Annotated in this window: 17 protein-coding genes; 3 read left to right on the forward strand and 14 right to left on the reverse strand. The window is 53.0% G+C overall.

Going from position 1 to position 13936, the window contains the following annotated elements:
• Positions 1 to 11: 11 nt before the first annotated feature.
• The 6 genes from JI735_RS03435 to JI735_RS03460 form a co-directional block, all read right to left on the reverse strand.
• Positions 12 to 920 (reverse strand): ABC transporter permease, encoded by a 909-nt coding sequence (locus JI735_RS03435; RefSeq protein WP_202677047.1) that lies wholly within the window; start codon positions 918 to 920, stop codon positions 12 to 14.
• The gene (locus tag JI735_RS03440) at positions 920 to 1624 is read right to left on the reverse strand and encodes an ABC transporter ATP-binding protein (RefSeq protein WP_039834292.1); all 705 of its coding nucleotides are present in this window, start codon (positions 1622 to 1624) and stop codon (positions 920 to 922) included. Before JI735_RS03440 ends, JI735_RS03435 begins: the two co-directional genes overlap by 1 nt.
• A gap of 392 nt (positions 1625 to 2016) precedes the next feature.
• Positions 2017 to 2253: a hypothetical protein gene (locus JI735_RS03445; RefSeq protein ID WP_202677048.1), complete on the reverse strand. Its 237-nt coding sequence runs from the start codon at positions 2251 to 2253 to the stop codon at positions 2017 to 2019.
• Between the two features lie 79 nt (positions 2254 to 2332).
• The gene (locus tag JI735_RS03450; protein ID WP_202677049.1) at positions 2333 to 2677 is read right to left on the reverse strand and encodes a TetR/AcrR family transcriptional regulator; all 345 of its coding nucleotides are present in this window, start codon (positions 2675 to 2677) and stop codon (positions 2333 to 2335) included.
• Positions 2678 to 2818: 141 nt separating this feature from the next.
• Positions 2819 to 3235 carry an alpha-glucosidase C-terminal domain-containing protein gene (locus tag JI735_RS03455; RefSeq protein ID WP_202677051.1) on the reverse strand — a complete coding sequence of 139 codons (417 nt, stop codon included), beginning with the start codon at positions 3233 to 3235 and terminating at the stop codon, positions 2819 to 2821.
• Positions 3232 to 4515 (reverse strand): glycoside hydrolase family 13 protein, encoded by a 1284-nt coding sequence (locus JI735_RS03460; protein ID WP_202677056.1) that lies wholly within the window; start codon positions 4513 to 4515, stop codon positions 3232 to 3234. Before JI735_RS03460 ends, JI735_RS03455 begins: the two co-directional genes overlap by 4 nt.
• Before the next feature lie 96 nt (positions 4516 to 4611).
• On the opposite strand from JI735_RS03460, the gene JI735_RS03465 reads away from it, so the two are divergent.
• A complete protein-coding gene (locus JI735_RS03465) occupies positions 4612 to 5631 on the forward strand; it encodes a LacI family DNA-binding transcriptional regulator (RefSeq protein ID WP_039834298.1) in 1020 nt (339 codons plus the stop codon).
• A gap of 141 nt (positions 5632 to 5772) precedes the next feature.
• Here the strand turns inward: JI735_RS03465 and JI735_RS03470 are convergent, their stop codons facing one another.
• On the reverse strand, positions 5773 to 6129 hold the full coding sequence (locus JI735_RS03470) for an alpha/beta hydrolase (protein WP_202677057.1): 357 nt from the start codon (positions 6127 to 6129) through the stop codon (positions 5773 to 5775).
• Positions 6126 to 6452 carry an alpha/beta hydrolase gene (locus tag JI735_RS03475; RefSeq protein WP_202677608.1) on the reverse strand — a complete coding sequence of 109 codons (327 nt, stop codon included), beginning with the start codon at positions 6450 to 6452 and terminating at the stop codon, positions 6126 to 6128. Before JI735_RS03475 ends, JI735_RS03470 begins: the two co-directional genes overlap by 4 nt.
• A gap of 376 nt (positions 6453 to 6828) precedes the next feature.
• On the opposite strand from JI735_RS03475, the gene JI735_RS03480 reads away from it, so the two are divergent.
• Both JI735_RS03480 and JI735_RS03485 read left to right on the forward strand, forming a co-directional pair.
• Entirely contained in the window at positions 6829 to 7224 is a 396-nt protein-coding gene (locus JI735_RS03480; protein ID WP_202677058.1) for a hypothetical protein, read from the forward strand.
• Positions 7225 to 7265: 41 nt separating this feature from the next.
• Complete coding sequence (locus JI735_RS03485) at positions 7266 to 7607, forward strand: hypothetical protein (RefSeq protein ID WP_202677059.1); 342 nt, start codon at positions 7266 to 7268, stop codon at positions 7605 to 7607.
• Positions 7608 to 8044: 437 nt separating this feature from the next.
• Here the strand turns inward: JI735_RS03485 and JI735_RS03490 are convergent, their stop codons facing one another.
• From JI735_RS03490 to JI735_RS03515, 6 genes are all read right to left on the reverse strand, one after another.
• Positions 8045 to 8800: a glycosyltransferase gene (locus JI735_RS03490; RefSeq protein WP_039834302.1), complete on the reverse strand. Its 756-nt coding sequence runs from the start codon at positions 8798 to 8800 to the stop codon at positions 8045 to 8047.
• Entirely contained in the window at positions 8797 to 10113 is a 1317-nt protein-coding gene (locus tag JI735_RS03495) for a hypothetical protein (protein ID WP_039834303.1), read from the reverse strand. The genes JI735_RS03490 and JI735_RS03495 overlap by 4 nt, the downstream gene beginning before the upstream one ends.
• Positions 10110 to 11321, reverse strand: a complete 1212-nt coding sequence (locus JI735_RS03500) for a glycosyltransferase family protein (protein WP_202677060.1) — start codon at positions 11319 to 11321, stop codon at positions 10110 to 10112. The genes JI735_RS03495 and JI735_RS03500 overlap by 4 nt, the downstream gene beginning before the upstream one ends.
• Positions 11318 to 11605: a hypothetical protein gene (locus JI735_RS03505; RefSeq protein ID WP_202677061.1), complete on the reverse strand. Its 288-nt coding sequence runs from the start codon at positions 11603 to 11605 to the stop codon at positions 11318 to 11320. The genes JI735_RS03500 and JI735_RS03505 overlap by 4 nt, the downstream gene beginning before the upstream one ends.
• 312 nt (positions 11606 to 11917) lie before the next feature.
• The gene (yunB, locus tag JI735_RS03510) at positions 11918 to 13018 is read right to left on the reverse strand and encodes a sporulation protein YunB (RefSeq protein ID WP_083886545.1); all 1101 of its coding nucleotides are present in this window, start codon (positions 13016 to 13018) and stop codon (positions 11918 to 11920) included.
• A 142-nt stretch (positions 13019 to 13160) separates the two neighbouring features.
• A complete protein-coding gene (locus tag JI735_RS03515) occupies positions 13161 to 13772 on the reverse strand; it encodes a TVP38/TMEM64 family protein (RefSeq protein ID WP_039834306.1) in 612 nt (203 codons plus the stop codon).
• Positions 13773 to 13936: the final 164 nt, after the last annotated feature.

The following is a 13936-nucleotide window of genomic DNA, read 5'->3' on the forward strand; positions in this document are numbered from 1 at the left end:
CAGCCCATAAGTTATATAATGCCTGCGGATCTGCCGGGGGAGAAGCCCAGAGACATCATGGTGCCGATCTGTGTCCTCTGATTAGCGATCAGCCTGCTCATCGTGCTGACCATCACAAGCACAGCAAGCGAAAAAAACAAAACGGGCGTCACATAGCCGACTGTTTTGAACTGGGCGATCTGGTTGGCTGCTCCGGCTGTGCTCGGATGCTCCTCGTGGGTCATACTGTCGAGATACTTGCCGCCCAGCAGGTTCTCAGCCTGACGGATCAATGCCTGCCCGTCTGCACCCTGCTTTATTTTCAGCATAATCTGATTCATGCCGGAGACACGGAAGGATTCACTTGCAGCCTGCTTATCCATGTAACCGTAACCGTAAAGATCATGTCTTGTTGACAGCGTTTCGGAAGAGGTATCGATCAGCTTTTCCGGACTCAGGACCAGGCCTTGGATAACAACTCTGCCGCTGCGGCCGCTTGCTAAGCTTAGGTCCAGTGTATCCCCCACCTTAAGGGCGTTGGCTGCCGCAAATTCCCGGTCCAGCCAGATGCCTTCCCCGCCGGCTTGATAAGGCTGCCCTTGAACCCGATAAGGCCGGGATAGCTTATTTCCGTTAAGAACAAATACATCAACACTACGGTTGCCGGAAAACATCTTCAGCACAGCTCTGCCCTGTACTTCCTCCACGCCGGGAAGCTGTTTAATGGCATCCAGATCTGTATCCGAGGCATTTTGCACATTGATCCAAATATCATTGATCCTTGTGGCATCATAGAAACGGGAAACACTTTTTTCCAGCCGCCCGCCCACCGTAATGGCCCCCACAAATGTAAAGATCCCGCAAGCGACAATAATGATGATTGTCAGGAATTGAGCCTTGGCGTGCCAGATATCCCGGAACATTTTTTGAGGTAAAATCATCACCAGGACACCTCGCTCATAGGAAGCGGTTCTTTATGAATTTGGACCTCCAGAACTTTACCGTCCTTCAGCCGGATAACTTTATCCGCTGTCTCGGCAATGGCTGCGTTGTGGGTTACGATAATCACCGTCTGTCCGTTCTTTCTGCACATCTCCCATAGAGTAGCCATGATTAGTGCGCCAGTGACACTGTCAAGTGCTCCGGTAGGTTCATCGCAAAGGAGCAGCTTGGGATTCTTACAGATGGCTCTGGCAATGGACACCCGCTGCTGTTCACCGCCGGACAGTTCAGCCGGAAAGTGATGAAGCCGCCCGCCAAGGCCTACAGAATTGAGGACGGAGGTGCTGTCCAGCACGTTTCTGCAGATTTTCCGCATAACCTCGACGTTCTCTTTTGCAGTCAGATTGGGAATCAGGTTGTAGAACTGAAATACAAAGCCGATTTCGTTGCGGCGGTAATTGCATAGCTGGTCCATGGAGAATCCGGCAATATTTGCCCCATCAACAATGATATTGCCCGAGGTGGCCTGATCCATGCCGCCCAACAGGTTCAGCAGCGTGCTTTTGCCCGAGCCGGAAGGGCCGAGTATGACCACAAATTCTCCTTTATTAATTGTAAAATCCATCTCATCCACGGCTGTCACAGTCATTTCTCCCGTTTCATACTGCCGTGTCACCTTTTCAATTTTGATAAATGGTTCCATATTCAAGCTCTCCTATCCCCTGAATCCAATATCCACCCCACGTATCTTCCCGTTTCCACGGCCTTTTCCCTCCATAATTTTAAAAATGACGGGGTAGTCACTTTTAAATATATGAAGCTGCTCCCCTTTTGTCAAGCTAAAAAGCACGCACTCCCTGCGGCACCGGATCGGGTCCGTTCCAAGCAAAAATGCCTCACGTATGCTAAAAACCAGGTCCCCGCGGACCTGATTTACAACCCGTGCAGGCATGATGTGTACGGCCTGTTTATGGACAATTCAAATAAGCGCAGGCTGGACAGCATTTCCGGAAAATGCTGGTCCATTCTGCGCATCGCAAGTAGAAACGGCTTATATTTTATCAAAAGCGGCAGAGCCGCCGTCCTGGATATGGGCTATGCCTCCCCCAGTAAATAAAGCAGGCTTCTCGCCAAAGCGCCGGTTAATGACAGCTCATCCAGCGTAACGCCCGCGTCATCGCCCGGCAGTGAATAACACCGTGCCAAAGTCAAATCCCTTACCATTCCATCCAGGGAGGTCACCGCAAATGCAAAAATATGCTCCAGCGGCATTACAGGCTTCAGCAAGCCAGCCTCCACCTTGCCGGCAAGATACCTCATGGTATGGTGCATCAATTTCTCGAAATCTGCTACTTCCGTAATTCCGTTCTTTTTTTCTCATATAATTCAGGGTCCGCAAGAAATTTGATGTTCATTTCGAATGCAAACTTGCCTTCTGCCGGAATCGACTCCGCCAAGTATTCCCCAGGTAATGGAATATCCCCAGAATAACCTGCTGCACGCTATGGTCATCCGCAAATAAAGGCTCACAATGAGCCCATAATTGATATTCATCTTGATTGCGGTTAGTCAAACCTATGAAAATATCATCAATATCCTCAAAATAACGATAAACCGTACCTACGCTGAGCCGGGTCTGGCGGATGATATCCCGCATGGTCACTTCATATACCGGCTTGGTCCGGCAGATCTCCAAAGCCGCATCCAATATGAGACCGCGCATTTTCTCCCCATATCCTTCCGGAACTTTGGGCATACGTACTCCTTCCTTCCATACAGAAAATGACAGAGTAGTCATCTTGATATATGGAGCTGCATCTCTGTTGTTAATATACAATGTTCCCCAACATCATATTATAAGCCCAGATTTATAGGCAAGGAGTTTCCGCAGCGCATCCTAGTAGAGCATCAGGCAGCCAAAGGGTTCAATCTCCACCAGAAAACGTCCGGTGCCGGGGAAGGTTGCTCCGGTCAGCAGATCAGTCAGAACGTTGTCGTCAGAACGGAAACGGCTAAGCTCCAGCTGGTAGCGGTTAGGGGAATTATTGATCAACAGCCCCATCTGATCCTGGCCGCTGCACCGGATATAGCCGAGAACATTGCGGGCTTCATCCGTGCACCAGGGACGGAAAGCGCCTTTCCGCAGCACTTCATACTGTTTCCGGAGTGAAATCAGCTGGGTATACCAGGCATGAAGCGCCGTATTTTGCTCCTGCTCCTTCCACACCATCGGCAGTCTGCAGTGCGGGTCCGTCGCTCCCTCCATGCCTACTTCATCTCCGTAATAAATCATCGGCATCCCGATATAGGTCATTTGGAAAAAGACTGCCAGCCGCATCCGCTGTACAGCTGTGTTCTCATGTTCCCAGCCCCGCCCCCCTGCTTGCAGGCCGTCAGAAAACGCAGCGTGTCATGGCTGCCAAGCAGCTGGAACATGGCGGAATTCGCCTGATCATTACATAATGCCTCCTGATGCAACACCTGTTCCATAAAGCGCACCGGCCCTGCATATTGCTCGGCAAAGAACTCCAGTACTGCGTCGCGCAGCACATAATTCATGCCCCCGTCGAACTGGTCGCCCCTCAGCCAAGGCCCGGAATCATGCATGATCTCACCGATCAGCAGCAGTTCGGGAAACTCCGCCTTCAGCTCCCGGCGGAACCGCGTCCAGAACCTTGGGGATACCTCATTGGCTACATCCAGACGCCAGCCGTCGATCCCCGCCTCCCGCACCCAGTGCTTGGAGACCTCCATCATATAATCAGCAACGTCGGGGTTGTCCATATTCAGCTTGGGCATAATCGACACCGCTTTGGCGAAGGTCTCATAGTTCGGGGAAGGCGTCTGCACCACCGGAAAGGAATGAATCACAAACCAGTCTTTGTACCGGGAATTCTCTCCGTGCTCAAGCACATCCTTGAAGGCAAAAAAAGTATCGCCGGAATGGTTGAATACAGCATCCAGCAGAACTCTGATCCCGTGGCGGTGGGCTTCATCCACCAATGCCTTCAAATCCTCCGTGCTGCCGAATGCAGGATCAACCTTGTAATAATCCGAGGTATTATATTTATGCTCGGTAGTGGATTCAAAAATCGGCGTCATATACAGGGCCGTAATACCCAACTGGTGCAGATAAGGGATTTTTTCTGTTATTCCTTTCAGGGTCCCTCCGTTATAGCTGCTGGGAAAAATCTGATAGACAACCGCATCAGAACTCCAGGAAGGCAGCTTAACAGCCTCCGGCCGGTGCATGTAAGCATATTGAAAAGAGCCTGCGTGCTCCCTGTTCTCGGAAAGACCTCTCTCCCCGTACCATACATAATCACCGGCAGGGTTCTCGACGTGGAATAAATATCTGCATTTGCCGGTTGCCGACTGTAGAACAGCCTCGTGGATTTCATAAGCTCCGGCAGAGCCGATCCGCTCCATCGGAAGCGGGATTTCGTTCCCCGGCGAGTCATAGCGGTCGGAGTGAATCACAGTGCAGGACAGCTGCTGGCCATTCTGCACAAAGAGGCGCAGCTTCAATAAGCCGGAACCAACCGGAAAGGCAAAGGGATCTTCAGCAGTATGGTACAGAAACCAGCGAATCATATTATACAAGCTCCTTTTATTGTATGATGGGATTATATCTTGATTAATGAATATTAATCATTCAAAAAAAACCGTCAGGACCGTGAGGGAAAACTTATGAAGGTAACGATTACGGATATCGCCATTGCGGCGGGGGTAGCCAAATCCACTGTATCTAAGGTGCTGAATGATTCACCAAAAATTTCGCAGGAAACCAAACAAAAGGTCAGAGAAATTATGAAACAGATGAATTACACACCCAGCAGCATCGCCACAGGCTTGGCCCGGCAGAGCAGCAGCAATATCGGACTGTTAATCGATATGTCCAAGTCCAGCGAATTCCTGAACCAGTTCTTCTACAACATCATCGGCGGAATTGAGAGTGTGATCGGCTCCCTGAAATATGAGCTGACCATCGCAAATGTCGAGCACAATCATCCTGATGGCCATTTCCTGCATAGACTCGTAAGGAGTAAAAAGGTGGATGGCCTTATCGCCAACACCTCGGTCCTGACAGAGGAGCTGTGCACCCGGCTTAACCATCTTGAGTTTCCTTATGTCTCGCTGGGAGAAGTTGCAGCATCCGGATGCTGGGTCGACTTCGACAACGAAGCCGGCGGCAGAATGCTCACCAGGCATCTGCTGGAGGAGGGCTATTCTGCGGTGGCTTTTATTGGCGGATACGCGGGAGACCCGCTCTTCATCCGGCGGCTGGAAGGCTGCCGGCAGGTCCTTGGGCAGGCTGGCAAGCCGCTCCGCAAGGAATGGATTATTAATGGCGAAGCAGAAGAGGCGTTTGGCTATCAAGCGGCGAAGCAACTGCTGTTAAGCGAGACACCGCCGGACTCGGTAATCTGTATGAGCAATTTTGCAGCCTACGGAGTGCTGCTGGCTGCCAGAGAGCTTGGGGTGGAGGTTCCAACACAGCTTGGGATTGCAACCTTTGATGATTATCCCTTGTCCCGCTATACCTCACCACCGCTAACCTCGCTTAATCTGGATACCTTCCATCTGGGCGTATCTGCCGGGAAGCTCTTAATGGAACGGATCGGCGGCAAAAACGAAGCTCTGCAGAAGCTGCTGCTGGCGCCGGAACTCCTTCCGCGGGAATCCTCCTGTAGACATTCAAGAACATAAACAATGATAGGGAAACCGGTTTCCCTAAATAGAAACTATCATACCGACTAAGGGATGTCAACGGAATATGGCACGCCAAAAACCCTCCTCCACGCTTGTTGTGAAGGAGGGTTTGCCAGGTTCAGGCACTTCCGGCGCAATTCAATTCAGTCCGGCACGGCCGGAGGTCCGCATAAACTGCAGCACTTCATTCATCATCTGCCCGCTGTGTTCACCGTGGCACAGCATATGTCCGCTTCGCTCCACCATTAATACCCGCTTGCTTCCTGAGGGGATCGTGCGCTGCAGATAAGCCGCACTTTTGGCTCTCACGAGATGATCTCTCCGGCCCTGAACAATCAGAGTCGGGATCTTAATCTGCGGATAAATGTTGAAGCTCTCCCGCACCAGACGCAAAAATTCCTTGGTAGCCTTCGCCGGAGTCGTCCCGAATTTGCTAAGGTAGTTTCTAACCATAACCGGGCTGCCCAGGGTTCTTGCAATCTCCAGCAGATTCAAAGGAAAGACGGGGTGGACAGCAGGGTAAGCGACTTGATGCGGTCTTGATATTGTACCGACAAATAGGAAGCGATCAGTGCCCCGGTCGAAAAACCGATCAGATGCACGCCCTCACTGCCGAGGAGCAGATCCTGCAGCTGATCTTCAGCGCTTTGCCGCCAATCATGCCTGTCAGATTGCAGCAGATCATTTCGGCTGCCCCCATGCCCCTTGAGTGTAAACGTTCTGGCATGGTAATCATGCTGCTCCAGAAATTGCGCCAGCGGCGAGATTTCGTACTCACCCCTGTAAAGCCATGGATGAACAGACAGCTTTCCATATATGTCCTCTTTTCACTGGGAATGATTGAGCCTGAAGTTATTATGTAGCATGCCCTTATTTATCCCATTTTAAGAAAAATAGACCTCAACGGTCAATTCTGCCGGTAATTGAGTTTGCCTGCCCAGTCATTCTCGAAACTTTTCCGTATAGTAATATCACAACATTCGAATGGTTTTTGTTCATCTGTACAGGCTATTGTCTGATCGCAGCCCGCTTTTTTGAAAACCCAGACGACGGTTTGGGATTTTTACTATGAGCAGGTTGTTCTTCCTATTCTAGTAAGAGAGGATGAATCCTTTTGCCAAACTTCAGTTCGTTTCAGGCAAACCCCGATAATCTGCGGACACTGATCTCGGATGGCCGGCCGACGCTCTGAACGTGCTGCTCGGCGCAGAGCATGTGCACGGCTACTTCCTGCCTTTTATCCACTATGTAGGGGAAGCTGCCAATGGAGAATACGTGACGGACAACGTCTGCAGGCTGTTCCGTAACGATGAACGCATTAAGTTCCGGGGAACGATTCATGAGGAAGCCGCAAGCAGCATCTGGGCCCTGGCCGACGGAAAAATCGCGTATGCAGCGCTGCCTGTCCAGCATTACGGCTACCTGGAGGATGAGCTGAGGCGCAAAGACAAAACTGCCCGCAATCTGAAATTGATCCATGAAGCGCTGCGGCATGATCCGGCGAGCCTCCCCTGCAGTATGCGCTGGGAACCGAATATTACCAGCTGGGAGAGTATGGAACTGCTGCTGATGTTCTGCTGCCGCTCCTGAAGTCTGCCCCTGCGGACCCCGGTTATTTTGCCGATATCTATTTGAAGACGGCCTATGCCCTGCAATCCAGCGGACGCGCAGAAGAAGCCAAGGCTGTATATAAGGAAGGGCTCCGCTTATTCCCTGATTTCACAGATCTGCTGGAGAGCTGCGCGGCTCTGCTGCTGGAAGAAGGACAATTGCTGGAGCCTTACCATCTGCTGAAAATACAGCAGCCATGCGCAGCAGTCCGGCGGTGCAGCTGGCAGCCCGGCCGAATGGCTGCTCTATGCGCCATAGCTGCTTCCTGCGGAAGGGTGCCGCAGCTTGATCCGGCAGCCGAAAACGCGCTGCGCCAATCGGGTAACGCAGCCGCAGCCGGCGGCAGAGGCTTTTCCGGATAACGGGCTACAGGGAAGGATTCCTTGGCTGCTGCTTGTAAGAACAGCGCTTCGTGACGGCTTGTAAAATGCGAGATGTGAGTGAATGAGCGAATGAGAATGCGTATAGTCCATAAAGTGCGTAAAGTGTGAGAAGCGCTAGTGTGCAAAAAGGGCAGGAAATGCGAAAATAGCCCGAGGAGTATAATCGATTCCCAGTGCAGACATCCTCAGATTGCAGAATGTACAATAGAATGTTAGTGAATCAACTCTGTAAAGGATTCAATTGCACTTCATGCAATAGAAATCGGCTAATTCGGTGATTTAAAGGGTTTCTGCTAAATTCTACTGCACAAAGTACAATGAACTGGGTTAATCCCCCTCAATTTTGACAATTCTGTTGTACAAAATGCAGCCGAATTTCAAGCTACTCTATTCAAGCTACTGCCAGTATCCAATCGCTATTCCGGGCTGCCAAGTCCCCGCCGTTCCTGCCACTCCACTAGACGGGGATTCTCATCCAAAATGGAGGCGTACTGTTCCAGGCTGCCCCATTTTCCCTCGGGGTCCAGCTTCATGTAGCGGTCATATTTCTCACGGAGGGCTTCGGGCGGCAGCGCCCAGCCGTAGTGCTTCACGCGCAGCTCGGTCAGGAACCCCGGCAGGACCGCGTAGGACAGCGGCAGACGGGGAACATGATGATCCATTTGAGGTGTAAAATAATAAAACTGCGGCAGATAACGGACCAGCGTCCGGGTGTGCTTGGTATGAATGTTCCAGTGTTCGTCTTCCCGGTAATGCGTGGTGCCGCCCCAGAAGTCATACAGCCGGAAGGCCACCCAGTCGTACACATCCTGATCTATTAGGCGGCGCATTTCCCGCTTGGCCTCTTCTTCATAGAATTCGTCGGCGTCCACGGACAGCAGCCAGTCCGGGTCCGTCGACACCGCCAGTTCCCACAAGGTCCGCCGGAGCTCCCACTCCCGGTTGAACCGTGACCCTTCCAGCGTCACCAGCTTTGTCACTTTGGCAAAAGATTCACACAGACGTACCGTGCCATCTGTGCTGGCGTCATCCACGATGACAATATCGTCCACAAAACCGCTCAGTTCCTCCAGCACCTGTTCCAAATAGCGTCCGCTTTCATTGCGTACCTGCATCATGGCGGTCAGGCGGTTCCCGGAGGTTTTGCGCAGCGGTCTCCCCTTGTTGATCATCGGTCCTCCCCCTTTAACCGGCCTACCGCTTCCTCCAGGTCAGCCATCTCTGCGAATAATGTGCGGGCTTCGCCGCCGGCTCCTGCCACCCGCAGGAAGCTGCGGATCGCCGCATGTCTTCTGCCATGCAGCAGATGCAGCGTCCCTTCAATGACCGGGAGCTGAATGCCGCCGTATACGGGAATTTCCGTACCGGCCAGCAGCACCGCACTTGCGGGGTGCGTCGCGCTGATTGGCAGCACTGCACCGTCCGGCAGCGGAATATTTCCCGCCTCGCTGCTGCTTAGCCCGGATTCACGCTGGAGCTGCAGCGCTTTGTCCCACTGAAAGGAGGTGATGTAATTCTGCAGCAGCAGCGGCTGCGCTTCGGGACAGGACAAGTTCTCCAGAATCCGGACAGCCTCAGCGATGTCTTCATTCACACGGTAAATTTCCGCCTCAAGCAGTTCAGATTGCCCGTTGTCCAGCCATTGCCGCATCTGTACGGCTGTCTTTCTCTCATCCTCGGTAAACGCTGTGATCTCATACTGGGCGACGGCAAGCTCCAGATTGCCCTTCTTGGCTTCAATCGCCGAAAAAAAACGGTAATGGGAGTGCAGGCAATCGGTATAATCATGGAGCAGCATGAGTTCAAAAGATCTTGCCAGATAACGCCCGGCGGCTTCATCTCCCAGCAAATACAAATACGTGGCAGCCAGATAATGCACCGTCGGCTGGACAGGCATCTTCCCGCACATGGACACGTAGAAATCCGCTCTTAGGCGGTGCTGTATGAACAGCCATCCCCCTGCCCCGGGGGAAGCGGGCTGCCACAATTCCGTAAGCGCCTGAATCCAGATGGCTTCATAGTCAGTCAGAAAAAACAGCTGGTCCCCCCGCCGCATCAGACCGCAGGACAACGGATGATCCCCGCCGAGATAAACCACCTTCGGTCTGTACAGATTCTGCTCCAGATATAACCGTTCCGAAACCGTACCCACCAGGTCTGCCCTGGCGGCGAGCAGGGCGCTGTACTTATTCCACAGCGAGTTATCCTCGCCTTCGGGACACGGCTCCAGCAGCGCTACTGTATAGCCCGGCTTCAGAGCCAGCACATCCTGCAGCCAATAGGGCGAAGAGACAAGTATGGTATACCCCTTGCCATCCAGAGTTTTCAATTCCGCCAGGGACACCGGGCGGATCCCGCTGTCAGCCTGCTGATCGGAAGCCATTGCGCCGGCAAAACAGACCTCTGCCCGTTCCGGCAGAAGATCCAGCAGTCTTTTATAGGGATAATCCTCCCAGGGGACATGGCTGAGAATCAAGTAATTCATAAGCGGACCTCCCCGCCGGAACGCCGGGTGAGGATGTTCGCTTCAGGCGGACCGCCTATATATCCAATCGCCAGGGAAGGCTGCGGCTCCAGTTGAAGACCGTGACCGGATACCTTCTGTCTGGTGATGCGGCCGGGAACGATTCCGCTCCTGTGGGCAATGCGCTCCAAAGGCAGCTTCACCGGAATCAGGGGAGGCAGCCCCTGAACGGATGCAGGCTCCTCTATTACGGAATCCGCCCGGCTGACCACGAGGTCGGCTGAACCATGCAGGACAGCCTCGGCAATCCGCTTCACATAATGACTGTCGTAATCTGCAGAAGCAGAGAGATATACTATGATCTCGCTGTCATATAAGGCAGCGGCATTCTCCAGTGCATGCAGCCAGGAGCCCTCGCCTTGAACCGCAATGACCGCATCCTGCTCCCGTACCGGAAATTCGGGGAGGGCATCTCTGCGGCTGTCCCTAATCCATACCCAGCGGATATTGCCGTAGCTCTGCTGCCCTTGCAGCCTCTTCTGGGATTCACAGAATTCTTCGGATGTAAGCATAAGAGGCCTTTCAGAATAGACAACAGCCGTGACGAGCGGAACCGGTGCTGCTGTCGATTTTTCCAGCATTATCCCTGGCCTCGGCGGCAGAGCTGAAACATCCGGAGGGACCGGAAGAATCCCTTCCTCCACGTTCACATCACAGTGGTCCAGGCCCCATTTGGCCAGGTACGCTTGAACTCCATCCTGCATGTCTTCATGTTCAGCTTTTGCACGAGATTCAAGAAGCGGCTGCAGGGAGTGAACGTACAGAGAGTCGCTCAGCACCAGACGGCCCCCCCGCTGACGGGCCCGCAGGCACCAGTCGGCCACCATCAGCTGCCGCTTGACAAGCGTGGAATCGAACCCGCCGATACGCTGCAGCAGCTCCCGGGTAAAGACCAGACAGGAGCCGCACAGCACGGGGGCCTCATGCCATTCACCCTGCCGCCGTTCCAGCGAATGGGTGACATAAGCAGACAATTCCTGTTCAGTGCCGAAATGCAGCCGCTCTCTGGCCTCACCCGGCTCAGTTGAAGAGCGGGGTGCAGCCACCTGGACGGAAGGATCATCAATAAACGGCCACAGCAGATTGCCAACCCAGCCGGGACTCACCATCACACGGTCCTCAAGCAGCGCGACAAAAGAGGTCCCGGCATAAGCCAAAGCCTCGTTCACCCCATATTTTCCGGGTTCATAGGGAATAAAGACCGCCCCGGAAAAGCTTCCGCCAACGGCTTTAGCGGAAAATCCGTGTCCATGGCAACACCAATCAATGAAATCGAAGCACCGGAGTGCTGCTGCAAAAGGTTCAGACATTCCCCGGCCCACGCGGCATAACGCAGCTCCACCACCACGGTTATGCCATCCTGCACCGGCAGCGGAAGCAACCCTTCCCGCTCCAGGTAGCTGTATCTGCCTGCCAGACGCTCGTTCCTGACAGAATGATTAGAATCTGACATTAGGGCTCACTCTCCATTAGGTAAAAATAATGCTACCTAAAGTGTATGAGCGGTTTACTGCAGGTATCCCTGCCCTGTGAGATATTAACTTTCCTTTTCCATCATCCAAACTCCCCTGAAATGGAATTACATAGATATTATTCAAAAAAAGTCTCTGCCTATCCGTAGGCGTCGAGTATATTCCGAAAAATGAACAGGAAATCGTAAGCCGGGGATCAAGAGGAAATCTTCAGGATGTGGTGATCGCTCCGGATAGGCTGCTGCAGCGCTCGCTGTTCATATCCAATAAGCGGAACGAACTTGTGTAAGCGTTCACTCGCTGCCCGCTTCCCCGGAGCCGCTGCCGGTTTCCTCCTCCGTATGGCCCGTATCCGCTGCACCTGAATCCGGAGATTGGGTAGCCTCTCCCGGGGAATTGCCGGTTTCCGGGTTGCTGCTGTCTGGCACCGGTGTCGCTGCCTTATTCCCGTCTACGGCAGGTGCCGGAATGGCAATTCCCGGCGCGCTGCTTCCGTTGTCTCCAACAGGCTGGCCCTGGTTATCATAGTAGTACATAGGAACATCACCGACCACCATCAGATAGGAAACGGGAATTTCGGTATCCACTACCTGCGGCTCCATATCGAACGGAATAATGACAGCAACCTCGGTCACAATATGAATGTATACCTCGACCAGAATCATATTAATTCCGGCATCCTTCTGGCGGGTATTCAGCTCTACCTTGACCGCACCCTGTGGTTCAATCTTAATCGGCACATCGGGGCCAAAGGAAGCAATCAGCGAACTTCCCAGCGCTTGACCAAGCGGAATTCGCTCCGTCTGATTATGCAGCTCTTGCAGTGTGGACTGGATGACCTCTGCCGCCTGTGACGTAATGCGCATATGCTCCTTATAATTGAGCATGAAGCCCGATACTTTGCCTTCTTTGTCCGTTTTCCAATCAATCAGCGCTTCAGCGTTCCCTGTATCGGCCACCTGGGTGGTGATCGCCTTGTTGATCGATTCAGTAGCAATCTGCTTGACACGGATTTGTGCCAAATGAAGAATGGGCGGCTTCAAATGTTTCTCCACATAACGCAGGCTCTGCAGTACCGCCAGAATGAGTACCAGGCTGAGAATGAGCCAGAACCTGCCCCGTCTGCGCGGCTTCTGGCTCCGTACTGAAGAACCGGCCTCAGTCTTCTTCCCTTCACCACCGCCCCGCAGGCGCAAAAATCCCCTGCCCTTCGGCTTTCCATACCGTATGCCCTGACCGGACAAGCGGCTGCCCGCTCTGGAAGGCTTGGCCTTGAACACCGGGCTGCGTCCCGCTGCTTTCGGAATGCCAACCCAACCTAGCCTGGGCAGCCTCAGCCGTCCCAGATTGGGGACCTTTGCGCTCCGGCTCCCCCATTTTTTGATTCTGCCCATGCCCTCTGTCCCTCCCGACCTTCCCGGAGGTCTAGCCGCCTCCGGTTACTATAGGCTATTCAGGACACGCACAAAATAACCCCAAAAAGTGGGGCCAGGCTGCAGCATCAGCGTTCTTTTTTAGATAACCACACAATCTCCGCTATTCCATCCGGCTGCGCTTATCCTCCTGAAGATGTCCCCAGTGGCGGCGGATGAAGATCCCGATAAGAATCACAACAAACACTCCGTACCAGAGAAGGAAGCCGTTCCATTCCTCTCTGGAGACAATGAGCGTCGAGCCGAGCGTTCCGAACAGCCAGATGTATGAAAGATTGCCAAGAACCGTCCCCCAAATAAATGCCGGGACCTTCATCGGCGAAACCGCCGACATGAAATTGATGACATTGCTGGGCATGATCGGGACCGTACGCAGCAGCACCAGTGTCCAGACGCCGTAGCGGTCAAGATAACGCTGCCATTTGTCATAGCGCTTCAGCTTGGAGCGCCATTTCCGGTCGAACCAGTCAAAAAGAAAACGGCGGAACAGAAAATAGGTGAGCATCGCCCCAATATTACAGGCCAGCCAGCTGACAAGCATCCCTCCGATTACATTAAATACAGATACGTGCAGAACAATTAATACCGCCAAAGGGAAAAATCCGAACAGGCTCTGCAGCACCGTAAGCGGGACGGTGACCAGCAGAATGTACGGGCCGCTGAGTCCAAGTGACTGCAGCAGCCAATCGATCCAGGCATTGATGGTCTCTGTCATGGAGCAACCTCCTTTCATCTTCCGAAAAGCACCGTCAATGCCTATACAACCTTGTGTATAAGAAGGAACAGCCACGGCGGAAAAATATATGAATGCTTATATTTCCAAGAAAAACACCCCTCACGGGGTGTTTATAGAATAGGATCTGCTTATAAGATGTGTAA

It is taken from the genome of Paenibacillus sonchi (assembly GCF_016772475.1).
Taxonomy (GTDB): domain Bacteria; phylum Bacillota; class Bacilli; order Paenibacillales; family Paenibacillaceae; genus Paenibacillus_AQ; species Paenibacillus_AQ sonchi.